The organism is Bacillus cereus group sp. MG1 (assembly GCF_040460035.1).
Lineage (GTDB): Bacteria > Bacillota > Bacilli > Bacillales > Bacillaceae_G > Bacillus_A > Bacillus_A cereus.
Genome location: NZ_JARVGY010000001.1, coordinates 4678825 through 4704351, shown reverse-complemented (window position 1 = coordinate 4704351; position 25527 = coordinate 4678825). Strand labels below are relative to the sequence as shown.

Sequence of the window (25527 nt, the reverse complement as noted above, 5' to 3'; positions counted from 1 at the left end):
AAGAATCTACTTCTATATGCTCAATTTTACACAAAACAGCTCATGCATATGAAAGAAAAGAGGTACAAAAATATGAAAACAAAACAAACAATCGCTGCGTCTACACTAGCTTTAGCAATGATTGCTGGCGCGAACTCTGCTCATGCGGAAGTAAATGATACTACTCCCCAGCAAAGTACAGGAGATCGATTAGCTGAAATTAAGCAACATAAACAAGAGTTAGATGCGAAATTACAGCAACAAAAAGAAAACGTGGATCAAACATTAAACGAACTTAACAAAGTTAAGGAAAATGTTGATACGAAGGTGAATGAACTACATGAACGTAAACAAGTTGCTGATGAAAAAATTAACGAAGTTAAACAGCATAAACAAGAACTAGATGCAAAACTGCAGCAAGACAAACAAATTGCCGAAGATAAAATCGCTGAAATTAAAGAGCATAAAAAACAAGTAGAAGATAAAGTTGCTGAAGTAAAAGAACATAAGCAAAATATCGATAACAAAGTGAATGAGATTAAAGAACATAAACAAACTGTCGATGAAAAAGTGAATGAAATGAAGCAACATAAAGAGAACATTGATCAAAAGGTTAATGAACTTAAGGAAGTTAAAAAACAAGTAGATGAAAAATTAGCTGAGTTAAAAAAAGCGAAACAAACTGCTGAGGACAAACTCGCTGAACTAAAAGAAAACAAGCCGAATACCGGTAACACGTTAGAGGAACTTAAGAAAATTAAAGGCAATTTAGACAGTCTTTCCGCTAACTTAGAATTAGCTAAACAAGATGTAAAAAACAAACTAGCTGTTTTACAAGAAGCTAGACAAGATTTAATTAATAAAATTAACGAAATTAAACAATCGAAACAAACTGTTTCAGATGATTTATCAAAGAAAAAACAAGACTTAGATATTAAAATCAACGACTTTAAGCATACTGAGAAAAAAATTGACGACAAATTAGCTGAGTTACATACAACGAAGCAAAATGTTGACAACAAGATTAATGAAGTATCACAGTCTAAACAAACGCAAGCAGATAATGGTACTAAAAACAATAACGCTAAAGAACTTCCTAACGCTGGTAGCGAGCAATCAAACAATATGGCTCTAGGAATGCTATCTGTATTAGGCGGTGTTTTATTACTTACTCGTAATAAAATTAAAACGTTATTCTCTAAATAAGTCCATAAAAAAAGGAAAACCGCACATACATGTACGGTTTTCCTTTTTTTATATTAACTGTCCATCTCGAAGCGTCAATATACGATCACATACATCAAGCATTCTTTCATCATGTGTAATCATAATTGCTGCTTTTTGGCTCTCTTTCACTTCGCGTTTCATCATTTCAACAACTTCACGTGCGCGTTTTGAGTCTAAGCTTGCCGTTGGCTCATCCGCTAATATTAAATCTGGGTTGTTCATGAACGCACGAGCGATTGCTACCCTTTGTTTTTCCCCGCCAGATAGTTGATTTGGATAATGATTCTTTCTTTCTCCTAATCCAAATGCCGCTAATAAATGATCTGCACGCTTTCCGGATTCTTGTTTACTTTCTTTTTTTAGCTTTGCAATGTAAAGTAACTGTTCTTTCACATTTAAATATGGAACAAGGTTTGCAAACTGGAAAATGAAGCCGATTTTTTTCAAACGAATGTCTGTCATTTCCTTTTCTGATAGCTTCGTAATATTTTGCTCGCGAATGTAAATATCCCCTTTTGACGGTGATAATAAAGCACCAGCAATTGATAATAACGTACTTTTCCCTGATCCAGAAGGACCAACGATTCCGATAAACTCTCCAGCTTTCACATCAAGCGACATCGGATGAAGGGCTGTTACTTCCGTATTTCCTTCTCCGTACACTTTACTTACTTTGTCTAATTTTAATAATGAAGTCATTACATCCCGCCTCCAATTGCTTCTAATGCATCAACTTTTAATACTTGATATAACGAAATAAGTGTTCCTAAAATACTAATAACGATAAAGATTGCCGCATATTGTGCAATCATCGGTGTTGTTAATAAGAATGGCATACCAGCTGGTAAAATTTGTTCTAACCCTTGTACAAGAACAATACTTATTACCATCGCAACGACTGATAAGAATAACGCCTGTACGACTAAGCTATTTGCTAAATAAGAGTTCTTCGTACCAATTGCTTTTAATACGCCTAATTGCTGTGTTTTTTGCAGTGTAATAACGTAGAAGAATACACCGATTAATAACGCAGCGATAACAAGTAAGAATGCAATGATCATCGTCAATGTTCCTTGCTCTTCTTTAAATCCTGGAATACTTTGCAGTACTTCTTTTTTGTCGATAACATGTGCATTTTTGATTTCTTTATCTGTATTCAGCGCAATTGCACTATAATCTTTTTGATTTGGTTGTGAAATAGATCCCCATACGTCTTCATTTACATACACAACTGGTGTATGGCTAAACATTTGATCTTTCGTAAATCCAACGATTGTAAATTCTTTCTTTGAAACAGGATCAATAATTGTATCTCCAATATCAATTCCTTTTTCTTTAATTGATTCGTCAGCAACCATTTCGTTATTTGCTGTACCTAATTTCTCACCTTTTACAATTTTTGGTTCTAAAAATGAATCACGTTCACTTGAGAAAATAGCGATATCAACCTTTTTCGAACTATCTTTCTTTTCATATGTTGAAACTTTCACACGAAACGGAACGGCTTCTTTCTCGCCTACTTGATTTACTACGTTATCTACATCGTCTTTCTTAATTTGTGAACGAAGTAATTTATTTTCCGCATCATCTGCTAAAACGAACTTATTTGCCTCCATATTTTGAATCGATGAAGCATTATCATATGATAGTCCATTTGCTAATCCTGAAATAACAAGAACTAAAAATGATAATAACACCATAATCAGTCCGATTAATCCGTATCTTAATTTTGATTGTTTCAATTCACGCAGAGCTAAAAACATTTCGCTCGCTCCTTCCTCTTTCTTTCTATGCACTTATCATAAAAAAGAAATATGAACGGAATATGAACAGAAGATTACAGAGGGGAAATTAAATTACATCTGATACTTTTTGAGCGCGGGAAAGGTGTGGCTTTATAGCAGAAATACAGTACGTGAAATTTATATCAGCGATTTTTCAAATATATCAGCGCAAATAGAATTATATCGGCGCAGCTCAAATTATATCAGCGATTTTCCGATTATATCGACTTGCCGACATAAAACGACAAAAAAGAGGCAGTTCCGAAACAGCCTCTTTCTTTCCATCTATTTCGGAAGCTCCACCCGAACGGTCGTTCCTTCCCCCTTCGTACTATACACCGAAACGTTTCCATGATGCAGTTCAACAATCTTCTGCACAATCGACAATCCTAAACCGCTACCTTCTACGTTTCTCGTCCTTGCTGTATCTACTTTGTAAAAACGGTCAAAAATACGATCCATTTCTTCTTTTTCCATACCGATTCCGTTGTCTGATATAGAAATAATGACACTAGACTCTAACTCTTCGACGAAAAACTCAATCGTTCCACCATCGTTTGAAAACTTAATGCTATTCGTGAAAATGTTACTCCAAACTTGATGAAGTAAGTTTTCATCACCTTTTATAGTGATATCTGGCACATTAAATTCAACGGCGATATCTTTTTCCCGCCATTTCCACTCAAGCATAAAAATGACGTCTTTAATTTGCTTCTGCAGATTGAATTCTCTTATTTGTAGAACCTTTTCCTCTTTATCTAATGAAGCGAGCGTAAGTAACTGTTTACATAAACTAGACATTCGCTTACTTTCACCCTCAATAATTTGTAAGTAATGATTTCTTTCTTCCTCACTCATCTTTTCTGTTTGCAACGTCTTTGAAAAACCTTGTATGGAAGAAAGTGGCGACTGAAATTCATGTGAAACGTTCGAAACGAATTCTTGTCTCATTTCATCTAGTTCTTTAATACTCTTCGTCATCTTTTGGAAGCTTGTAGATAACGTTCCTATTTCATCTTTTCGTTTTACATCTAATTCAATTTCATATTCCCCACTCGCAATTTTTTGCGTAGCCTTCGTAAATTTACGGATTGGGCGAACGATGTAACCTGCTGCAATCGCTATAAAAATAATACTTAATAGTACGATAAACCCTAATAATACCGCTAGAAAAATTCTCATCTCGCCGAATTGTTGTTGAACGTCAGGGCGAATGAATAAAGCGTACTGTTTATCACCGTGTTGTACTGGGACACCGACGCTATTAATTAATTCATTATCGAAAAAACCTGTAATAAAGAGGCGCGTTGGATAAGTAGAAACACCATTAAATGTCTCCCCCTGCAATACTTTATGAACGGTATCATCACTTATTGTCGTCTTACGAAACGCATTACCGATACGCTTTCCATTCTTTTGATCATCAACAATGTAAATCTCATACCCTAATTTTGCAATAGAATGCAAATACGTCTCTTGATTTTCTTCACTTTGCTTTTCATATAACGATTTAACTTCTTCCGCATACTTTAAAATCTTTTCACTGTTATATGGTTTTAACTTCACTTGATAATATACGTTCGTTAATAAAAAGCCGATAATACTACTAAGTAGCATAATGCCGACCGTCATAAATACAAATCTAGAATATAGTGATTTCATCTTATTTCAACTCCAACTTATACCCGAGGCCGCGCACTGTTGTAATTTGAAAATCATCCGTTCGTTTTGAGAAACGATCTCGCAGCCTTTTCACATGAACATCAACTGTTCGTTCATCTCCTTCAAAATCCATTCCCCATACTAATTCAATTAGCTCTTCTCTTGAAAATGTTCTTCCAGGATAACTAGCAAGTTGTGATAATAACTCAAATTCCTTTAAAGGAAGCAAAATTGTTTGACCGTTACACTTTACTTCTACACCTTTTCGATCAATTGTCGTTCCGTGCAACGTAATAATATCTGCACTCAGCATTTGATAACGTCGTAATAAAGCTTTCATACGGAAAATCACTTCAGCTGGTTCAAATGGTTTTACGATATAATCGTCCGTACCAGAAATGAATCCTTTTTCTTTATCAACTAACTGATCTTTCGCCGTTAATAAAATAACCGGTATATCATGATACTTCCGGATTTCTTCACATAACGTATAGCCATCAACGAACGGCATCATAATGTCTACGATCGCAAGATGAATATTTTCCTTCTCTAAAACATCTTGCGCTACCTTTCCATCTTCTGCTTCAAAAACTTTAAACCCCTCTTTTTGTAAATGATAATGCAACAACTCTCTAATATGCTTATCATCATCAGCTAATAAAATATGTATCATCTTCATTAAACCCTCTCTCGTTCATCCTTCTACATCACTACATTAAGAAACAATTGGATTTTTTGCAAGAAAAAGAAAAAGAATCTATTTTGAAAAAAGATTATTCAAAATAGATTCTTACGTTTTAGTATTAAGATTATTTTAATCAAAAACAATTTCTAAGCCTTCGAAATATCAACAAATCCTTCTCCGAACACATCACGAACATCGTGTATAGCGATGAACGCCGCCGGATCCGTAGTTTGAACAATCCGCTTTAGCTTCACTACTTCTTGCTTATTAATAACAACATAAAGAATTTCCTTCGGCGTTTTCGTGTAATAGCCATGACCTGAATACACGGTAACCCCTCTCCCCATTAAGGTTGTCACCTTCCCGGCAATTTCATCTGGATTATCAGAAATAATCGTAATAGCCTTCTTCGGATTTAACCCTTCAATTACAAATTCCATCACTTTCGTTGCTACATATAGCATAATAATTGTTATCATCAGTTTTTCTGCACCAATGATGAAATAAGATGAAAATGCAACGATTAAATCGAAGAACAGTAGACCGTAGCTAATGCTCCAGCCTAAATATTTATGTGTCATCCTTGCTAAGATCGTAGTACCTGCAGTTGTTCCGCCAACGCGAATGATAAGACCAATACCACACCCGATAAATATTCCTCCGAAAATGGCATTTACAAGCATTTCATCCGAAGCAATCGTCCAGCCTTCTGTTAAATGAAGAAATAGCGAGTTAGTCACTACAGCGATAATCGTATAAATTGTTGTGATTTTATTTAAAAATTTATAACCGACTATTAACAAAATCGCATTTAAAATTAAGTTAACTAAACCTGGTGACCATTCAAATAAATAGTACGTAATAATCGTGATACCTGTTACCCCACCCTCACCAAACTCGTTCGGGATAACAAATAAATTGACACCTAAAGCAAAAAGAAATGCACCAATAATAATAAAAATAATGTCTGTCGTTCTTTTTTTCATACAGTACCTCACTTCTTATGTAAATATTTATTCTGTCATAAACTCTCACCATTATATCGTGGAATATTCAAATCGAACAGTGGTTTGTTTTTTATTTTAATATAGGATGATAAATCAACTTTATCCTATATCCACTTGTAATTAAGAAAGTAAAATAACTGTATTTATTATGTACTACAACTAAAGTTTTGATTTCACATGCAATTCATGCTAAAAATGAATAGGAACACGTACTCGCATTAACTTCGAGTACAAAACAAATAGGCGAAGCTATAGAATAGGCTTCGCATCAAACGTGTGCTCACAGAGATTTATATTCATAAATCTCTGATTTTTTCACTTATCTTTCTCCATATACTCTTTAATTTTTCGTTCTTCCCATTCTTTTCCGAATATCCCAAATGGAAAAGTTGTTAAACCATGTATAACGATACCAATCCCCCAACCTCCAAGTGGATATAAAAACCATAATTTACTTGAATCAGAGCTTATATTTATGAAAAAAAGCATTAAGTTAACTAATATATAGACCGTTAAATGAATGTAAAACGCTTTTAAATTCTCCACTCTTTTTTTAGCTCGTAAATAATTCTCATCTCGCTCCATATATAAACCCCTCTTTCATTATTGTATTTTTTAACTCGCACCGATTTAAACATCATATTCTAGTCGGATATCCCTTATTCTCAATAAAATACAAAGCAAAAAAGTATCCAGCAAATGGTCATACACATCACCATTTGCTGGATACTACATGATACATTTGTTATTTACAGGATTTTAATTAAGACCAAATCCATACACCATCATTATTTTCAGCGTTCGTCTTTGCTTCATGAACTTTTTCAATATGGTCAACTGTGTTCCAGTTAATAGAACTTCCACCCCACCCTACATACTTCATATCAATTTTCACTTTCTCACCCGCATTAAATACTTGTCCCTTTGTTAAGAAAACATCAATAATAGCTTTCTTCCCATTTAACGATGGATACTCAACTACAACATATTTAGTAGCACCGTCTCCCTCATCTTCCATCGTTCCTACTTTTGATACTTCTCCAATTACATAATTAGGTGAGCCATCTTCTTTCATGTGCATACCTAACTTGTTTGTTGTATTTTCAACTGCAGTTGCAACCATATATTCTGTAAAATTACGCATCATAGATCCAGTAGCTTTTACTTCATCTCCTACTTTCACATTTGAAAGTGAATCAATATACACACTAACCGGTTCCTCATATTGCTTAGATTTTACAACAATTACACCGTTATCTACTTCTACTACTCGTCCTTCTAACGTCGAGAAATTCGATTCAATAGAAGCTGCACTCGCTTTTGTTACTTCTAGTCCTGGTAAATTTGTTCCTGATAATGCTGCGATCCCTAAAGCACCTGCTAAAATTAATTTTTTCATACCCATTATGAAACATCTCCATTCACGATGATTTTATTTTTTTGATTGGTATCGACCAACCTGTAATCATTATAGTTACAGGTAGTGAAAATAACAACCGTTTTCCTCATGCAATGTTGCATACTTTGATTTTCAAATATAAATAGGTTATTCCTATATTCAACACTAAGACTGAATTCTTGAATCCCAGCAGGTAAACGGATTGATGATGAAGAAACTAATGTCATACATCATGTATTTCAATGATACAGTTTGTATAATCGTAATCCATTACATTCTGTAGCAGCGGAGTTAACATGTTAATAAAACCAAAGAGGTTACAAGCAGGAGACACCGTGACAACAGTAAGTCCTTCATGGGGAGGCGCAGGTGATTCTGAGATAAGATAACGATATGACAGGGCTCAAATAAATAAAAACACTCCTATAAGATATGACTGTGAATTAGTACTTTTTAAATGATATGGAGATTACTTATCTAATGATAAAGGGGGATTTACGTGTATGGAAGTAACATTTACAGTAAGTAAATGGGATGAAAAACTAATTGATGATACTAGAAAAGATTTCCCTATTAATATTGCCCATGTTGAATATGATATTGATGGAGAATTAAAAGGAAAAGCTTTTGTTGAATACTTATTATATTATCTAGACTCAAATATAAATGATGGTCACTTGGCTACGGCTAAAATTTCTGGATTTTTACACTTTGAAGGAATTTATAAGGGGCAACAAGGGACATTCACAGCTATAGAGCAAGGAATATTTGATAAAGGAAATTTAGATTCCCCAGGAACAATTATTAAAGCTACCGGTAACTTAGAAAATCTGAGAGGGTCCTATAATTATCAGTTTACAGGTCAAACTAGTAAACTGATTTTAGAGTTTGAATTTTAGCAAAATACCTTACATTTTAGCAGAAAGGACATTTCTTGTAATACTCGGAATGTCCTTTTTGTTGACGAGCTTATTCAAATTAAAAATGAACAGAGTATATTATCAATATACAGCAATGCATATCATTTTCGTTATGGTGGAATTAAAAACCTAAGCCCGAGTGACATGGCCCCCACCTATTCATTACTTTTCCTACTAACTAAAGAATAATCCCAGAAAAACTCCCCTTCATAACTTCCTTTTCAAGTTGATTCCTACATATAAACATCGCAGTAATATTTGTACGATTTTTTTCATCGGGTTCAAATTGTTCTATGGTTAAGTCACAACGAATTGTGTCACCACTAAACACAGGACGTAAAAATTCAAAATCCATCTTGCGAGCTAGTACGTTATAATCACCGCCAATTTTTGTAGGTAGTGTTGATGTTAAAAGCCCTTGTACAACAAATCTCCCCTGCTCATCTGGTGTAACATGATGAACACCTTCATCTTTCGATACTTCCGTAAATAACGCAACATCTTCTTTTGTAAACGTTCTTTCAAAGGTAATTTTTTCGCCTACTTGCAATTTCATCGATCCCCCTCCTCAAAAACACTTGTAAAATAAGAAAAACCGAAACTCAAATCATTTCGGTTTTTCAAAACTATAGAAGTCAATATTTACTTTAAAGAATGAACAAACAACCCACTACGCAGTTTCGGTTCAAACCACGTTGATTTCGGCGGCATGACTTCTCCGGCATCTGCGATTGCTAATAAATCTTCCATAGATGTCGGATATAATGCGAATGCTGCTTTGTATTCGCCGCTGTTCACAAGGCGTTCTAGTTCTTCTAGCCCCCGTATTCCGCCAACAAAATCAATGCGTGAATCAGAACGCGGATCATGTATTTCAAGTACTTGGCTTAATAAATGATCTTGCAGGATAGATACATCTAAACCTCTAACAAGATCATTCGCATCAAATGTTTCTTCTTTCACAGTAAGCTTATACCACTTCTCATTTACATACATTCCAAATGCTTTTGGTTCATTTGGTTTATACGGAGAAACAGGTGCTTCTTCTACATAGAAGTATTGCTTGATTTGTTTTAAAAACTGTTCTTCTGATAAACCGTTTAAATCTTTCACAACTCGGTTATAGTCCCAAATCGATAATTCATCATGAGGGAATAGAACCGATAAGAAGAAATTAAATTCCTCTTCTCCTGTGTAATTTGGATATTGTTCTCTTCTCATAAGTCCTACTTTTGCAGCTGATGCAGAACGGTGATGCCCATCTGCAATATAAAGATTAGGAATATCTTCAAATGCGTTTACTAAAGTCGTAATTACATCTTCATCTGCAATCTTCCACGCAACATGCTTAACACCGTCTTCTGCTGTAAATGTATAAATTGGCGCATGCTCTTCTTTCCAGCTTCTAATTAAATGCTTTACTTCATCTTTTGTACGGTAAGTTAAAAATATCGGACCTGTATTTGCGTCACACACATCTACGTGGCGAATACGATCTAGTTCTTTTTCATGACGTGTTCTTTCATGTTTTTTAATTGTATCATCTTCATACTCATCAATAGATGTACAAACGACAAGGCCTGACTGCGTTCTTCCTTGCATCGTCAGTTCATAAATATATAGCGCTGGCTCTTCATCTTGTATGAACACTTCTTCTCGTATAAATTGCTTTAAATTGTCGCCCGCTTTTTCATACACGCGATCATCATACGGTGACAATTCAGGATCTAAATCAATTTCTGCTTTATCAACATGCAAGAAAGAATATGGATTCCCTTTTACAACTTCCCTTGCCTCTTCACTATTTAATACGTCATACGGTAAAGCTGCCACTTGTGCCGCTTTTTCCTCTACTGGACGAATGGCCCGAAACGGTCGTATTTTTGCCACATTCCTCTCTCCTTTACACAATCATTCGAACGGCTACAACACCTGTAATTTTGCTTATATTTTCTACAATATTCTCTTTTATTATATCATCAATTCCGTTATCGATATCAATCATTGTGTATGCCCAAGAATGTTTACTACGATTAATCATATCGGCAATATTAATATGATGTTCCGCTAAGCATCCTGTAATTTGCCCTACCATATTCGGGACGTTTTGATGCATAATTGTAATTCGTTTCTTTCCGATATACGGCAATTCTACGTTTGGATAATTTACTGAGTTACGAATATTTCCTGTCTCTAAATATTCACGTAATTGACGCGCCGCCATTACTGCACAATTTTCTTCCGATTCAGACGTTGATGCGCCAAGGTGAGGCGTCGCTGTTACATTTTTCATCTTTATTACATTTTCATTCGGGAAATCCGTTACGTAATGTGTAATAATATCTTCTTCTAATGCTTTTTGAAGAACCTTTTCATCTACAAGTTCTCCTCTAGAGAAATTAAATAGACGCATCCCTCTTTTCATCTTCTCTACAGCGTGTTCCCCAATGATCCCCTTCGTTTGATTCGTAAGAGGAATATGCAGTGTAATATAATCACACGTTGCAAAAATTTCATCAAGGCTAAATGCTCTTTGCACATGTGTAGAAAGACGCCAAGCTGTTTCAACTGAAATATAAGGATCATATCCGATAACATCCATGCCTAACGCTAACGCATCGTTCGCAACTAAAGCACCGATTGCGCCAAGTCCGATAACACCTAGACGTTTCCCTGCAATTTCTGATCCAACAAATTGTTTTTTTCCTGATTCAACAAGCTGTGGTACTTCTTCACCCTCTAAGTTTTTCGTCCAACTTACACCATTAATAATGTTGCGTGAAGACATAATAAGACTGGCAATAATGAGTTCCTTTACTGCATTAGCATTTGCCCCCGGCGTGTTAAATACTACAATTCCTTTTTCTGTACATCGCTCGACAGGAATATTATTTACACCAGCGCCAGCTCTTGCAATCGCCTTTAAGTCTTTTGAAAACTCTTCTTGATGTAAAGAGTAGCTACGAAGCAAAATTCCATCTGGATGATTGATTCTATCTCCTACTACATAACGTTCTTCAGTAAAAACTTGCAAACCTTTTTCTGCAATTTGATTTAACGTTTGAACACGAAACATATCCCCATCTCCCTATCTATTCTCAAGCTCAAATTCCTTCATATAATCTACTAATCGTTTTACGCCGTGTGCTGGCATCGCATTGTAAATACTGGCACGCATACCGCCAACTGAGCGATGTCCTTTTAACGTAACAAGGCCGCGTTCCTTCGCTTTTTGTAAAAACTCATTGTTAAGTTCTTCTGACGGTGTTGTAAATGGAATGTTCATAAGTGATCGATACGCAGGATCAACTGGTGAAGTAAACAATTTAGATTCATCTAAAAAATGATAAATAAGTGAAGATTTCATTCTATTTTGTTCTTCAATCGCAGATACTCCGCCTTGCTCTTTCAACCACTCTAGTACAAGTTTTGTTACGTAAATACTAAAGGATGGCGGTGTATTATATAAGGAGTTATTTTTACTGTAAGTTTCATAATTTAACATTGTCGGACAAGAGCGATCTGCTCCCCCAATTAAATCTCTTTTTATAATAGCAATCGTTAAGCCCGCTGGTCCTAAATTTTTTTGTGCTCCCGCGTATATAAGACCAAACTTCGAAACATCATATTGTTCTGACAAAATATTTGAAGACATATCCGCAACGAGCGGCACTCTTTCTATATGTGGAATATCCACATATTTTGTCCCCTCAATTGTATTATTCGTTGTAATATGTACATAATCTAGTTTTTCATCGCTTAGTAAACCGTCCAGTTTAGGAATCGTAGTAAACTTCTCTTGCTCGGAAGAAGCAATCACTTGTACTTCCCCAACTTTTTCGGCTTCTTGCAGTGCCTTTTTAGACCATGAGCCAGTTAGTACGTATCCAGCTTTTTTATACGTATTCATTAAGTTCAGTGGTATCATAGAAAATTGTAATGACGCACCGCCTTGTAAAAATAAAACATCATACTCATCAGGAATGCTCATTAATTCACGAAGTAAGTTACTCGCTTCCTCTATAATACTTTGAAAATAAGAAGATCGATGACTCATTTCCATAATAGACATGCCTGTCCCGTTATAATTTAAAAGCTCCTTTTGCACTTTCTCTAAAACTGGCAAAGGGAGTATTGATGGCCCTGCTGAAAAATTATAGACTCTCTCCATTACCCTCATAACCTCCCTATTTCTTATTTGGATATTTTTAAACTTTCTGAATTATAACCTAAAATATAATATACGGTCAATTTGTTTTCTATTATTATGGCGCAAGACGCGATGGAATCGCTTGCAAGTGCAGACTTTTTTATGGACATATAAAAAAGTGTTAAGTACATAATCGTACTTAACACTCTAATAATGAAAGAATAATAGCTAGTCGTTCGTAAAGAACCGATCAAAAATTTGATAAATAGCAGAAAGACCAATGAGCCAATAAATAGTGTCCACAAGCGCCGGCATAGAACCAAACCATTTCTCAACTACATTGTAATCTAACGCTACCAATAACCAATTCAAACCGCCAAGAATCACCAAAATTACTGTAAGGTAAGACAAAAATTTCATTATGATTGCCCCCTAGGTGATAAGATGGTGAAAGGCCTTTCACTAAAAATATATGTAGTAAACTTTAAAACTTACCTATTTTATAAAAATTATTTTCGGTACCACCCGTTAATAACTGTCTCTGCTTCTTTACTATGTATTTGATACGCATGTGTACTATCATTAGAGCCAATAAACCAAATTGAAAAACCTTTAAAATATGGTTTCGGTTCTAATACATCTCGGTAAGCACGCCATCCATTTAATTGTACATCTTTCGAAAACACATTTGAAACATCTGGATTCCATGGATTTTGTAATCCAAGTTCACGTGCTGGAACGTTAAATCCACCGAAGTAAACTGGCTTTCCTGTTGCATTATGTAATTGTTCCAATTGCTGAACAACATTTTGCCCACGATTATATACTGTTGTCGCAAATAAACTTTGCTTCACTTCTTCATATGTTGGATTTCTTTTTCCTGAAACTTCAAACCAACTGTCTATGCTAACAATATCCATCTTTTTTAAATACGGGCGATTGATTTTCTCTTTAAACTTCGCTTCATAAGAAGGATCCCAGCTTGCTGTTAACCACCAGTTCATTTGATACAAAACATTTCCTTTATACTGATTACGAACAAAATCAATTGTATCGCTCCAGTATCCTTCTGCATACTCCATATTCACGAAATTAGAAGCAATCTTTAGTCCATACACATTGTATTTACTTGTAATGGAATTAAAAATATCTTGCAGAATAACCGTCTTCCAATTCCAGAAGAAATCATTAATGTTACTTGGGTTCCATTCTGTCTCTCCAACATTCCCCTGCTGAATATATGGGAACGGTTCCACTATAACTTGAATATTACGCTTTAATAATTCTTGAATTAAAATAATAGCTTGTTGCTTTTGCGCTTGATTAATTACCATGTTAGTAGAAGTCACATTTGGGATATCTACTTGAATCGGTACATTTACTGTATTTAAATTTAAGCGCTCCACATCCGCTAATACTTTCGCTACATTTCCAACTTCCCATACTGTTACGTTTCCTGATTTGATTTTTCCAGATTGAACAGTATTTACATCTGCCTGTACATTTCCTTGAAAACAAAAAGAAAACAACATAATAAACACTCCTAAAAAACTTATTAAACTCTTATTTTTCTTCACAACTTTCCCCCTATAATTTTTGCCTTTCTTGATTATTTTATACAACGTTTCACATTTATTCCAGAAAAAAATGAAGTGCCGTTCAACTATATTCATATAAATCTTCTAAAAATAGTAGGAAAAATAAAAAAGGAGCAGATTTCCGCTCCTTTTTATCCTTTTACGATTGAAATTATTGAATCCCTTCTGGTAACTTAATTGAATCAAACTTTTCATATGAATCAATCTTTATACTCACAACTGCATCCAATTTTTCCTTATCTGTACTAGCTTTTTTATCTGAGTTACTTTCACTCACTTTTATAGTTGTTCGCATCTCTTCAAATTTATAATCTTTTGTTATTATATATTCAATGTTAAACGCATCCATATTAAATCCTTCCGTTAATTTTTTCATATCTCCATTAATTTTTTGTAACGTATCTACCGCTTCTTTTCCCTTTAATTCAAGTGTAAGTTTATATGTGTCTCCATCTTTCTTTGCTTTCATTTTCTTAGCCAAAGCTTCCGGTAAATCTAACTCATTAAGTAAATTTTTACTGACCATTACATCATTTACATTAAATTGATTATTAGGTATCGTAACTAACTCTCCTGTATCAGGGTTTTTCACTTGAGCAGCGACCTTTCCATCTACTTCATACGTTACAATATCTGTACCACTTATTTTCATTTCAGCCCTAGAATTCTTCAGTTTCGGCTCCATTTGTATTTTCATTTTAATTTCTTCTGATTGGCCGCTCCCCTTCATTGACATAAGAGATGTCAATGTAAGATATTCCTCTTGTTTTAATCCGTCAGCTGCTTTTTTAAAAATATCTTTCGCTACTAACTCTTTTTCTTTTTTTACAGATACTGTTTTAGGTCCACTTGTTTTTTCACTACTACAACCAGTTGTTAAACCTACTATTAGCGCCAAACTAGATATTACAACCATTTTCTTCATACTGATTCTCCCCATTTCCCACTTAAAAATATTTTCATCCCATGTATAGTAAATCAACTGAAATAAATATATATACAATAATTATTTAACCTCTAAACGAAACCAGTTATTCAATCCGTATACTAATGTAACTAAAGCTCCTATCACACCAAAAACAACAATATTTATACCAATTGACGAACCAAATAAAACAGCCATCATTGACACCATCAGTAATAGCATAGCAATACTATTTATCTTAATTTCTACTACATCGCCATCCTTTACTTTCTTTTCTTTACTTCCAAAAAAGAATTGTTTTACTTTAATATTCGCTTCATCTAATTCAAAAGGAAGCGTATATTCTTCGTTATTCTCAAGTTTCATTACTACTTCGTTATCTACCTTTACAGCAACTCTTGCTGCTCCTCCCATTACCCCTGTTGCTCTTATTACTTTAATACTCATGCTAAATCTCCTCTCCCCCTATGACTTCTCCATGTCATTCATTTTTGTAATTCTTCTCTTATGAAATCCTTGAATGTAAAACAAAAAATGTATTTGTATGACACCGAAATCTTTTACGCTATACACCCATTTCTCGTTAAACAAAATATTCCAACAGAAATTATAACAAGTTCCTACAAATTTTTTTGTCAAATTTTGTCGCGTTTACAAAAAAAGAGACTCTTACATATAGTAAAAGTCTTTTCTATCATTACCGTGGCTGTAACGTTAACATTTTCCCTTCTATTCCCGCTGTATTCAGTGTAGTCGTATGATAAATCATCTATTTGATCATGATACCAATCCCTTCTAAAAGGATAAAAATCCTCTTCCCCCTAATTCGCTTCTATTATGAAAGAACCTTTTGAAACATTGAAAAACCCCCTTCATTTTCCTACCAATGAAGGGGTTTTTCTTATCGTTCGCTACGCCAACTTTCATTATGCCCAAGATTTGAATCTGTCGCTACTTGCACATCATATAACATTTCACTAAAGAAGCGTTTATCTACTTCTTTTGGTACAATGCGTCTTTCATCATCAATCTCATCGTATTCATATGAACCACGATTCACTGTACCTGCTTTATAAAATTGAATGTCAAATACACATACATCTTCTTCATCTTCATAACCAATCGGTGCTCCGCTAAATGACAATTGCACTCCTAATCCGGTACGAGTATCTTCTTTGTAAAATGTATAATATACACCGCCATCTTGAACAGACCCACGGATCCATCCAAGCTTCGTCATCTTACCGAATAACGAACGACCATTTAGTAAAATACCGCCAAATCTCTCAATAGCACTCTCATCATTCTCTTCTACTACAAACACTGGACGCTCAATTTGTAGGAACGGATGAACAATTCCCGCACTTTCTAATTGCTCTTTCCATAATTCCTTCTCCGCCCCAGACAATTCTAACGGATGAACGAAACCAATAACAGTGCCAGATGAAAGTTCATAACTCTTCCCGTCAATTGTACAGAACACGCCACCTTCTGCATAACGGAATGCCTTCAGCAACTTCCCTTCCTTATACTCACCCCAAATGAGTGAAATAGAAAATTGCTTCATAATTGGATTATCCATAAATACAGACTTCCATGCATTATGTGACCAATAACGCTTTAATGAAAGTGCCGTTTCCAATCGTTGTTTTTGCATGGAAAGAGTATTTCGGAGTTCCTTCTTTAAAGAGGCTAATTCTTTTTTAGCCTCTTCAGCCTTTTCTACATCATCTTTTGCATTCGGCTTTGGAAGTGACTTCATACGTTTTCCTTCTTCTGTCTCTAATTCAATTTTTGACTCTGTAGTTAAAATGGCAGTAAAACTTCGATTCCCGAAATCAATTATTTTTTCACCATGTATAGTAAAGCCGAGGTCCGGCACCAATTGATCTGCCAGCTCTTCCTCTGTTATACCACGTGTTTTCACAGCAAGACTTAGCGCTTCTTTTGTTGCATTACGTACTTGCTTATGTTTATATTTAAATGCTATTGCATGAATAGACATAAGTGCAAGCTTAGATGAAGACAAACCTAAAGCACGAACGGCATCCGCTGCTATCTTTCCTCTCATTTGAAGCACCCATTCATCAATTTGCTTTATAAGTATGTCGACCATTTTGTCGTCACTATACATTCCGTATAACGAAAGAATTCCACGTTTCTTCACATCTGCGTCTTGAGAAATCCATATTTGATATATTGTTTGCACATATTCTTTTAAGTCCTCTTCATTTAAAGCTCTACCAATTACTTCTGCTGTTTCTTTCTTCTCAATAACAGCATCTAAAATATACTGTTGTAAATAGGCTAACGGAATTGCAGCATCAGCAATTTCATCAGAGTCACGTAAACGGATTTGTGGCTCATCCCCAATCAATTGCAGAAGTGAATTTCTTGTTTGTTCAGTTAAAATACGTGCACATAGTTCTTCTATCTTTTCTTCCTCCGTTTGAAATAAAAACGAGAATTTTCCTGCGAAAGATTCATTTTTACTTTCTTGCAAAGCTTCCTGTACAAATTTCGTATATTTTTCAAGCTTATACTCTATAAGTATTTTCATCACATTTTCACGAACAATTTTCTTTTTATTATGAAGTTCAACTGCTACATCTGCTGCAGCTTCTACCTCTTTTGAAAGCAGTTCAACTACAGACTCACGCATTTTTTTAGATGAATCTCCTAAGCTTTTAATTAAAATTGGACGCATTTTAATCATGTTATCCTTTGCTAACTCTTCTAAAATATATGCTTTGGCCACAGCAGAATACTCATCAAATCGTTCAATGATGTACGCTTGTTCTTTTACAATTACACAAACAAGCGCTTCCTTCGCCTTATTTCGCTCTTCACTGTAGCATGCAGCTTCTTCAACTGCATAAGCGATAAGCTTTTCCTTACTTAATCCATACGAAAGCAGATCTTCTAATACTTGTTTCGGTTCTACTCCTCTGACAGAACATTCGTAAAGAAGTTCGTATAAATTAACACTATCTTCATCTCCAAACTGTAGTGTAAGTACAGCTTCCCTCTTCGCTATATCATCTATATCCCAAAGAAGCGCAACCTCTAACACCGGCATACCCCAATACATACTTCTATATTTCGGATTTTTAAATATTTGCTCCATATCCTCAAGTGACAACTTCCCTAGTAAATAATCACGATATGTATTCCGCACTGTAGACAATTTAATTTGCAAAGCAGCAACAAAAAATTCTTCTCGCATTTTCCCTCTATTTAGCTCATATCCTTTTTCAGCTAGCGTTCGTGCGACGATGAGATAATTCATTCTACTTACATATTGCAAAGTACATTGAATAAATTCAGGATTTTCCTCCAACATAAAGCATAGCAATTCATATTCATACGTCTTACAAAAATCCTCACTATTCAAATCATGTTGCCTTAGACGATGCGCAAAAAATCGTTCCTTAGAAATCCAAAACTGTGTACAAAAACTTTGAATTTCTTCATATGTTTCTCTATTTACACTACCAGTTTTTTTGTAGTTTTGAGACTGACCGAGAGTGTGACACATATAACGTGTTGCATAGTTTATAAAACCCCAAACATTTTTCTTCGCCAATATTTCAATATATCGCCTCGCAACATTCGAATATTTATGAACACAAAATAATAGCCGCCAAATATGTTCCGGTAAATTCCCACCTATAAATACTTCACTATCATCTTTACCTTTTAAATACCGTTTAACTGCTTCAACCTTTTCCTTTTCCCCTAGCAGTTTCAATATAAATTCTGTATGTTCTTCTAACCTCTCATTCAATAAAGAACTATATGTACGAAACTTTTCATAATCTACATCAAACATTACAAGAAGTAATGTTACTTGCTGGTTAGTTGGTAAAGTATGTAATTGTCCCTCTATATAGTTCGGATTCTCTCTTGTTAACTCTCTAAGAAAAACATCTGCTTCATTCACATAACTTGAAATACTGGATAAATATTTACATGCGATTGCTACAAGTTTGTCCAAAGGAAGTGCACTTTTTTCTAAATAAATCTTCATTTTAGAAAAACTGACATGCGCAAAACGGACTACAAGAACATTTAATAATTGCTCCTCGAGTATATGGTAAAATAATCGAAAAAAATCCGGATCTTGTTTATGCACTTTCCTAAAATCGTTTATAAATCGCTCCGCAAAATCGCTTCTTTTTTGATCACGAATTGTCGTTAGTTGAATATCTTTTAAAATCTCTTCTTTTGTCTGTAAATATCGTTGTGATAATTGTTTCTGTTCTTCTGTCATATTAATATATTGAAACAACTCAGATGTACTAGTAGTCAAACTTTGTACCCCCCGCATCTTTTTATCTATTATAAAAATACCCTTATTTAATGGTAGTATAGCATAAACCTCACAAAAACGAACATACATTCTATGTTAAGTTAATGTAAATTAAAATACACTACTCAAAATACATTTCCTTCTCTCTAAACTTCCCATTACGCACTTCTCCCCACTAAAATCCTTTAATTTTTCACTACACCAATTCCTCAAAATCCCCCTCACATAAGCTAACGTTTTCTTATTATTTTCAAACGCAATTTTAAGTACCTCTAACACTTTCTCTCCAGAAAGTCTTTGTATCCAATTCTTCAATTCCTTCACAATATATGGGGATAAACTACTAATATTTTGTTCATAAAACTTATAAACTTCACTATTTGGAACGTCCTCTTCTATAGTTTCCACCTCTATCTCTTCCGCTTCTTCTTTCTCTTCAATAACTACTTGTGAACTACTATTATCCTCTTCTTTTGGCATACCAAAATGCTGCAATAATAATGGAATCTTGTATTCTTCTTCAAGGCATTTACGTAAAAATATATGTATGAACTCATTACTTTTTATAGTCTTTAACTCACGTAATACGCACTTCTCCACATTCGTATTTGAAATAGGGTTATAGTGTAACCAATTTATTATGAATACCTCTTTCGTTTCCGTATCATATAAAATCTTTCCATACTCAACAAACCTGTTTAGCAACTTCTCAACAGTCTCCATACTATAACCTGTTTCAAGCTCTGCCACACGCTTCGGTAATATGTAAATACCACATTGCTTTGTTTTCGTACCAGTTAACAAATATATGTAAAAATAACGCTCCTCTGGCGTTAAATCTAATATGAATTCATCTTGCCAAAAGTTCACCTGCACATTACGGTATACCGCCATATGTTTCCCTCCACTCTTTGCTAGTAAATAGGAAAATTTTAATCCTTCATTATAAAGATAGGCATACGGGAATGGTTTTGGCATTCGAATTACAATTTTTTTACTACTACAACGCCGGTTTCATTTTTTCGCGCTTGTTTTGTTCTTGTTTTTGTTTTTGTTTTTTCTTAGTGATTTATTACTTGGTAGGGGCTTATAAGGGGCTTGGAAGGGCATTCTACATTACAATCTATGAAATACAATTTGTTCTTCCTACTAAATAGGAGCTATTCCAAATTATTATTTTGGATAGCTCCTTTCAAATTCTTCTTATTGTAGAGTAGGAAGCGAGCGCCTTGTCATATTGCTATGATAGGTTTCTCAAAACCCCTCACCGAACCGTACGTACTCCTCTCAGAGTATACGGCTCTCCATCAATTGCTTGTCAAAGTTATTTTTTTCTGTTTTTCGCTATAAGTTCTACTCTCATATCATAGTGAATTTCATTATGGCAATCCTCACATACGGCTAATGTTTTGCGTCTACGGGCAATCATTAATTTTTGCCATTTGGCTTTGCCTTTCTCAACATCTTTCATTTTTCGGACATGGTGCATTACTAAGTTAGAATCGGTTTTACCACAATGTTCACATTTGTTGGCTGACAACCTATCCATAAGACTAGTTGTTGACATATGAACTCTTGAGGCTAACAAGTTGTCGATGTTATTTTCTTGTGTTTTCATCTTAGTTATATCAACCATTCTAAATCCTTCCCTGTAGAAAGAATGAGAGTGTTGTTTGCCTTTTTTATCTTTGTAATTGACTATGAATACACCGTTTTTGCAATATTTCCCCTTAATTTTTCCGATTGAGCTTTTATATTTATTGGCGAATGTTTTATACATGCTGTATTCTAGAACGTAACTGAATTTTTGGAGTACCGTTGAATTAACTGCATATTTGTAGTAGTTGTACATCCCTCTGATCTGTAATACATAATTATGTAGTATTTCCAAATCATCTAGGTGTGCCATTTCCGGTCTATGCTTTGGTTTCCAAGTTTCTTTCCCATTCACATACTTCATTTCTAAAACATTCAGGGCAAGTAATTTATTTCGCCATGTTTCATGGGGGATTTCAAGTCTTACTTTTAGATTGTGATGTCTTCTTTTTGCACCTTTCACCGAGTATTTGGTAAATAACTCGTTTCTAGTGATATTGACGTTGTACCCAAGAAATGTTGCTTTCTTGCTAGAGTGGGTGATAAGTGTTTTTTCTTCTGATAAAGTTAATTTTAATTCTTCATTGAGAAATTGAGCTATATCAGATTTAATGGCTTTGGCATCATCTTTACTGCCGATTATCATTACAATAAAGTCATCAGCATATCTAACATATTTTAGTGACTTAAATTTATCCGACATTGGATTGTAGTAGGGACGTTGTCCCCTTTCCTTAACCCATTCGTTGACTTGCTCGATTAATTCCTGAGCTTCATTGTGTTTACCTTGTTCTCTTAGTAAGTCTGCTTTCTTACGCCCTCTTTTTATTTTGAGGTGTAAGTATTGATATCTTTTATCAACTTCTCTGTCTTTTGGTTGACCTTTTCCGAACTTTTCAGCGTATTTTTCCATGTATATATCTAGTTCGTTTAGATATATGTTGGCAAGAAGAGGACTGAGAATCCCTCCTTGTGGTGTTCCACTGAATGTTTTGTGGAATTGCCAATCCTCCATGTACCCAGCTCTTAGGAACTTCCATATTAATCCGATGAGTGTTTCGTCATTGATACGTTTTCTTAGTAGGTTAATTAGGATATGGTGGTCGATATTGTCAAAGAAACCTTGAATATCACCTTCAATAAACCATTTAGTTCCATTACCACTCTTTTTAATTTGTTTCAAAGCTGTATGACAACCCCTATTTTTCCTGAATCCATGTGAGTTCTCAGAGAAGTTTGGTTCATAAATTGCTTCTAAGATATACTTTATTACTAATTGGACAAGTTTATCGTCAAATGTCGGTACCCCAAGAGGACGTTTTTTCTTACTCCCTTTTTTATCAATATATACTCGCTTAACAGGAGTAGGTTTATAGTTACCATTTTTAATGTTGTTGATGATTTTAGATACTCTATTTTTTGAGAAGCCATCAACAGTTTTATTTATGGTTCCTCTGGTCATATTACCTGGATTGGCATATATTTCTTGATAACCTTTATAGTAGAATTCTGGATTATAAAGATTTCTATATAATCTTTTGAACTTATAGTTTTCTTTAATAGTATTCTTCGACAAGGTGTTCAATACATAAACTGGATTTCTCATCAGCATCTCGCTTCCTTCCTGTTTATTATCATCATGAACTAATTGACTACCTTCCTTCGCCATCCTGATTTCACAACCATGACCTAACGTAATTTGTCATACGTTAGTGTGATAGGCTTTCCCTATCTCTGACTACTACGAAGGCTCCGTTACCATATGGAATATTCAAGAGCCACATTTCTTGGTTTTTACCTTGAAATCATCCTCTATAGCCATAAATGGCGCTTCCACTTAGGTAATCCCCATTTAGTACCTTGTAAATAGTTTGTAGTAATGTCGGTTGGGACTTTCAATCTTTACTAATGTACTTTAGTTGGTTCTCTAGTGTGAAACACACCTCTCTCCACAAAAAATAGATGAGCTGAACTAGAGACATATCGTTTCAATGTCTATTTCGATATGGTCGTCGATAAGACCCCTTGATTTATCCTTCACGCAGTTTAGCATTCAACCTTGTTTACCACGGTACACCTAGAAATTCAGTCGCACTCATGACATTAGAGTGACTTATCCCGTTGCAGCCATGCTACACTCCCCGCTCACTTTCGATTACGGATAAGGCTACCGGTGTCGGGTTGTTATCTTGTTTCACTTCACCCGCTGATTTACTAAATCAGAGTTTACAAGGCCCTTATGGGCGCACTTTTACTTCTACCAATGTCAGCTTCTACATACCATTTATTCTGCTATTTGCGGACAGTACAACTCTCATTTCAAAATTCGGTGAATAAACTGCTCGATTGCAATGCGAGTGGCCCTCACTGATTAAAGTTTCATTTTATTTTTGCATTGAATCTAACATCTTCACAATAAAGGCAGCTGCCTGACCACGAGTTGCTGTACCTCGGGGATCAAACTCATTATTTCCAATACCATTAACTACCTTTAGACTGTATAATCGTTGAACCGATTCTTTGTATGTTATTAAATGCTTATCTGTAAATGGTAATGCTACTAACTCACCTGTAATTCCTTTATATCGTAATGCTTTGTCAATCATAATAGATACTTCTTCACGAGTAATTGGTGAGTTAGGATCAAAAATCCCTTCACCACGACCATTAATAATTCCTACACTTGCACAACGTTTAATACCGTCATGAAGTGATGGATGTGCCTCATTAATATCTACAAATGACTTATTTCCCTCTGGTAGTTTAAGAGCATTCGAGATTAATTTCGCAAACTCCGCTCTCGTTACATTTCGATATGGCGCAAATACACCATTACCTTCGCCTTGCATAATACCTAGACTGTTTAATTTACGAATATGCCCTTCAAACCAGCCACCTGTAATATCATCTTTTGGTTTTTGTACTTCTTCCTTTGGTACATTGTAGTTAATTTTAATCCAACTTGGGTCATAGAAAATCCATTCTCCATTACCTACTTTATACCAACCATTTTTAACCGCTAATACTTTGTAACGATCTCCGTTTGAAGCTTTACGTACAACACGATGTTCAATACCCGCATCACTACGTACATTGATACCACTACCATTTACCACTAGTTCCATGCTAGGTTCAGCTGGATTATTTTCATTTGGATTAAATGAGTCATTTTTATCTTGTAAAGGCGTATCAATCTGCGCATTTATATTTGCATACCACTGAATTCCTTGTACGAAACCAGCCCAATTACCACGTGAAATTAAAATGTCAGGACATTTTTTCCCGCTCCATTGTTGATGCTTGTAAATATGATCTGCACCAATTCCTTCTTTGTTCATTAAATAACCTGCAAGTCGTTTTGCATTTTCTAAAGCTTTATTGTAATCACCATCTTGGTTAACCGCGATCTCGATACCGATAGACTCCCTGTTTCCTGATCCATCTCCATCTCCTGCATGCCAACCATTTTCGTTTGTTGGTAAGTGTTGATAAATTTGTTTATCGTCTACAGTAAAATGCCATGAAGCTGTTCGGAAAGTGCCTTCAGTTGCTTGCTTGTATAAATATTTCGCATGATTTTCAGCATTAGCACCAGCGGCTGTATTTGCGGTCTCATGAATTGTAATGTAACGTGCTTTCATCGGATTTGCAGGACGAATATCAGGATTTCCTGCTGGAACAATCCACTCCACAAATGGAACTCCTGCAAGTGTTCCATATTTCTTCGTACTCTGTGCACTATATTGAATACCTCTTGGCTTTGCAACAGGTTTCATTTGACGATCAGATCCATCATTTCGACCATCTACAGATTCAAATGCCTTTTCAATGTTTGAAATAGCTTCCTTTTCTGCTACTTGTCCCTTCTTAGCATTTTGCATTTTGTTTAATTCTTCTGTTTCATCATGTTTATGCTTATATTCTTCTAAAAGCATTTTTTCATTTTCAGATACTTCTGCTTCGTTAATTTGTACATGATCAGGAACTTCCAACTTGAAATTAGAATAATTTAATCCGCTCGTTCCGTGTTCTCCTTGGGCAATATTAAGTTGATCAGTTTGAGATTTGTTTATCTCTTCTGCTGATGCTGATAAAGGTACGCTCCCTAAAATCACTAGACTTGTTGATAGTGCGATTACTTGTTGTTTGATTGTCTTATTCATTATTATAATAAATACATACACACTCCCACCGTGTATGTATCTCAACCTCCCTTTATTGTTACATTAATTTTTAAAAATATGAATCTACTATGTACTTCCAATACATTTTCTTTTTTATTT

At 34.9% G+C, this 25527-nt stretch carries 21 protein-coding genes; 2 read left to right on the top strand and 19 right to left on the bottom strand.

What is annotated here, in order from left to right:
- The first annotated feature begins 72 nt into the window (after nt 1-72).
- Nucleotides 73-1185 (top strand): LPXTG cell wall anchor domain-containing protein, encoded by a 1113-nt coding sequence (locus QCI79_RS24575; RefSeq protein ID WP_000851015.1) that lies wholly within the window; start codon nt 73-75, stop codon nt 1183-1185.
- A 48-nt stretch (nt 1186-1233) separates the two neighbouring features.
- Here the strand turns inward: QCI79_RS24575 and QCI79_RS24570 are convergent, their stop codons facing one another.
- From QCI79_RS24570 to QCI79_RS24540, 7 genes are all read right to left on the bottom strand, one after another.
- Nucleotides 1234-1905 (bottom strand): ABC transporter ATP-binding protein, encoded by a 672-nt coding sequence (locus tag QCI79_RS24570; RefSeq protein WP_000202607.1) that lies wholly within the window; start codon nt 1903-1905, stop codon nt 1234-1236.
- Nucleotides 1905-2969: an ABC transporter permease gene (locus QCI79_RS24565; protein WP_000477750.1), complete on the bottom strand. Its 1065-nt coding sequence runs from the start codon at nt 2967-2969 to the stop codon at nt 1905-1907. The genes QCI79_RS24570 and QCI79_RS24565 overlap by 1 nt, the downstream gene beginning before the upstream one ends.
- Before the next feature lie 306 nt (nt 2970-3275).
- Nucleotides 3276-4652, bottom strand: a complete 1377-nt coding sequence (locus tag QCI79_RS24560) for a sensor histidine kinase (RefSeq protein ID WP_000839528.1) — start codon at nt 4650-4652, stop codon at nt 3276-3278.
- Between the two features lies 1 nt (nt 4653).
- Nucleotides 4654-5331: a response regulator transcription factor gene (locus QCI79_RS24555; protein WP_000781961.1), complete on the bottom strand. Its 678-nt coding sequence runs from the start codon at nt 5329-5331 to the stop codon at nt 4654-4656.
- Between the two features lie 152 nt (nt 5332-5483).
- Nucleotides 5484-6323: a YitT family protein gene (locus QCI79_RS24550; RefSeq protein WP_000747492.1), complete on the bottom strand. Its 840-nt coding sequence runs from the start codon at nt 6321-6323 to the stop codon at nt 5484-5486.
- 336 nt (nt 6324-6659) lie between these two features.
- A complete protein-coding gene (locus QCI79_RS24545; protein WP_000438994.1) occupies nt 6660-6929 on the bottom strand; it encodes a 2TM domain-containing protein in 270 nt (89 codons plus the stop codon).
- A 178-nt stretch (nt 6930-7107) separates the two neighbouring features.
- Complete coding sequence (locus QCI79_RS24540; RefSeq protein WP_000525525.1) at nt 7108-7749, bottom strand: F0F1 ATP synthase subunit alpha; 642 nt, start codon at nt 7747-7749, stop codon at nt 7108-7110.
- 497 nt (nt 7750-8246) lie between these two features.
- Here QCI79_RS24540 and QCI79_RS24535 point away from each other — a divergent pair, with 497 nt between their 5' ends.
- Complete coding sequence (locus QCI79_RS24535) at nt 8247-8642, top strand: DUF3224 domain-containing protein (RefSeq protein WP_000454079.1); 396 nt, start codon at nt 8247-8249, stop codon at nt 8640-8642.
- A gap of 199 nt (nt 8643-8841) precedes the next feature.
- On the opposite strand, the gene QCI79_RS24530 is transcribed toward QCI79_RS24535, so the two are convergent.
- The 12 genes from QCI79_RS24530 to QCI79_RS24475 all read right to left on the bottom strand — a co-directional run bounded on the left by QCI79_RS24530 (nt 8842) and on the right by QCI79_RS24475 (nt 25407).
- Nucleotides 8842-9219, bottom strand: coding sequence for a hotdog family protein (locus tag QCI79_RS24530; RefSeq protein WP_000776359.1), 378 nt, complete (start codon nt 9217-9219; stop codon nt 8842-8844).
- Between the two features lie 86 nt (nt 9220-9305).
- Nucleotides 9306-10553 (bottom strand): DUF1015 domain-containing protein, encoded by a 1248-nt coding sequence (locus QCI79_RS24525; protein WP_001063069.1) that lies wholly within the window; start codon nt 10551-10553, stop codon nt 9306-9308.
- 13 nt (nt 10554-10566) lie between these two features.
- Nucleotides 10567-11739 carry a 3-phosphoglycerate dehydrogenase family protein gene (locus QCI79_RS24520; protein ID WP_000490232.1) on the bottom strand — a complete coding sequence of 391 codons (1173 nt, stop codon included), beginning with the start codon at nt 11737-11739 and terminating at the stop codon, nt 10567-10569.
- A gap of 12 nt (nt 11740-11751) precedes the next feature.
- Nucleotides 11752-12834: a 3-phosphoserine/phosphohydroxythreonine transaminase gene (serC, locus tag QCI79_RS24515; RefSeq protein WP_000442917.1), complete on the bottom strand. Its 1083-nt coding sequence runs from the start codon at nt 12832-12834 to the stop codon at nt 11752-11754.
- Nucleotides 12835-13041: 207 nt separating this feature from the next.
- On the bottom strand, nt 13042-13233 hold the full coding sequence (locus QCI79_RS24510; protein WP_000670805.1) for a DUF378 domain-containing protein: 192 nt from the start codon (nt 13231-13233) through the stop codon (nt 13042-13044).
- Nucleotides 13234-13322: 89 nt separating this feature from the next.
- Nucleotides 13323-14390, bottom strand: coding sequence for a glycoside hydrolase family 113 (locus tag QCI79_RS24505; RefSeq protein ID WP_000739765.1), 1068 nt, complete (start codon nt 14388-14390; stop codon nt 13323-13325).
- Between the two features lie 172 nt (nt 14391-14562).
- Complete coding sequence (locus QCI79_RS24500; RefSeq protein WP_000738993.1) at nt 14563-15336, bottom strand: DUF6612 family protein; 774 nt, start codon at nt 15334-15336, stop codon at nt 14563-14565.
- 81 nt (nt 15337-15417) lie between these two features.
- Complete coding sequence (locus QCI79_RS24495; protein ID WP_000025026.1) at nt 15418-15783, bottom strand: hypothetical protein; 366 nt, start codon at nt 15781-15783, stop codon at nt 15418-15420.
- Between the two features lie 454 nt (nt 15784-16237).
- Nucleotides 16238-19648, bottom strand: coding sequence for a DUF4132 domain-containing protein (locus QCI79_RS24490; protein ID WP_021727772.1), 3411 nt, complete (start codon nt 19646-19648; stop codon nt 16238-16240).
- A gap of 111 nt (nt 19649-19759) precedes the next feature.
- Complete coding sequence (locus QCI79_RS24485; protein ID WP_000312089.1) at nt 19760-20542, bottom strand: DnaD domain-containing protein; 783 nt, start codon at nt 20540-20542, stop codon at nt 19760-19762.
- 430 nt (nt 20543-20972) lie between these two features.
- Nucleotides 20973-22850, bottom strand: coding sequence for a reverse transcriptase domain-containing protein (locus tag QCI79_RS24480; RefSeq protein ID WP_309009757.1), 1878 nt, complete (start codon nt 22848-22850; stop codon nt 20973-20975).
- A gap of 778 nt (nt 22851-23628) precedes the next feature.
- A complete protein-coding gene (locus QCI79_RS24475; protein ID WP_021728559.1) occupies nt 23629-25407 on the bottom strand; it encodes an S-layer homology domain-containing protein in 1779 nt (592 codons plus the stop codon).
- Nucleotides 25408-25527: the final 120 nt, after the last annotated feature.

Excerpts from the sequence above, each read along its gene's own strand:
- QCI79_RS24545 (WP_000438994.1), bottom strand. The coding sequence starts at position 6,929 with ATGGAGCGAGATGAGAATTATTTACGAGCTAAAAAAAGAGTGGAGAAT.
- QCI79_RS24565 (WP_000477750.1), bottom strand. The coding sequence starts at position 2,969 with ATGTTTTTAGCTCTGCGTGAATTGAAACAATCAAAATTAAGATACGGA.
- QCI79_RS24520 (WP_000490232.1), bottom strand. The coding sequence starts at position 11,739 with ATGTTTCGTGTTCAAACGTTAAATCAAATTGCAGAAAAAGGTTTGCAA.
- QCI79_RS24495 (WP_000025026.1), bottom strand. The coding sequence starts at position 15,783 with ATGAGTATTAAAGTAATAAGAGCAACAGGGGTAATGGGAGGAGCAGCA.
- QCI79_RS24560 (WP_000839528.1), bottom strand. The coding sequence starts at position 4,652 with ATGAAATCACTATATTCTAGATTTGTATTTATGACGGTCGGCATTATG.
- QCI79_RS24555 (WP_000781961.1), bottom strand. The coding sequence starts at position 5,331 with ATGAAGATGATACATATTTTATTAGCTGATGATGATAAGCATATTAGA.
- QCI79_RS24510 (WP_000670805.1), bottom strand. The coding sequence starts at position 13,233 with ATGAAATTTTTGTCTTACCTTACAGTAATTTTGGTGATTCTTGGCGGT.
- serC (WP_000442917.1), bottom strand. The coding sequence starts at position 12,834 with ATGGAGAGAGTCTATAATTTTTCAGCAGGGCCATCAATACTCCCTTTG.
- QCI79_RS24540 (WP_000525525.1), bottom strand. The coding sequence starts at position 7,749 with ATGGGTATGAAAAAATTAATTTTAGCAGGTGCTTTAGGGATCGCAGCA.
- QCI79_RS24475 (WP_021728559.1), bottom strand. The coding sequence starts at position 25,407 with ATGAATAAGACAATCAAACAACAAGTAATCGCACTATCAACAAGTCTA.
- QCI79_RS24500 (WP_000738993.1), bottom strand. The coding sequence starts at position 15,336 with ATGAAGAAAATGGTTGTAATATCTAGTTTGGCGCTAATAGTAGGTTTA.
- QCI79_RS24535 (WP_000454079.1), top strand. The coding sequence starts at position 8,247 with ATGGAAGTAACATTTACAGTAAGTAAATGGGATGAAAAACTAATTGAT.
- QCI79_RS24550 (WP_000747492.1), bottom strand. The coding sequence starts at position 6,323 with ATGAAAAAAAGAACGACAGACATTATTTTTATTATTATTGGTGCATTT.
- QCI79_RS24570 (WP_000202607.1), bottom strand. The coding sequence starts at position 1,905 with ATGACTTCATTATTAAAATTAGACAAAGTAAGTAAAGTGTACGGAGAA.
- QCI79_RS24480 (WP_309009757.1), bottom strand. The coding sequence starts at position 22,850 with ATGAGAAATCCAGTTTATGTATTGAACACCTTGTCGAAGAATACTATT.
- QCI79_RS24485 (WP_000312089.1), bottom strand. The coding sequence starts at position 20,542 with ATGGCGGTATACCGTAATGTGCAGGTGAACTTTTGGCAAGATGAATTC.
- QCI79_RS24575 (WP_000851015.1), top strand. The coding sequence starts at position 73 with ATGAAAACAAAACAAACAATCGCTGCGTCTACACTAGCTTTAGCAATG.
- QCI79_RS24530 (WP_000776359.1), bottom strand. The coding sequence starts at position 9,219 with ATGAAATTGCAAGTAGGCGAAAAAATTACCTTTGAAAGAACGTTTACA.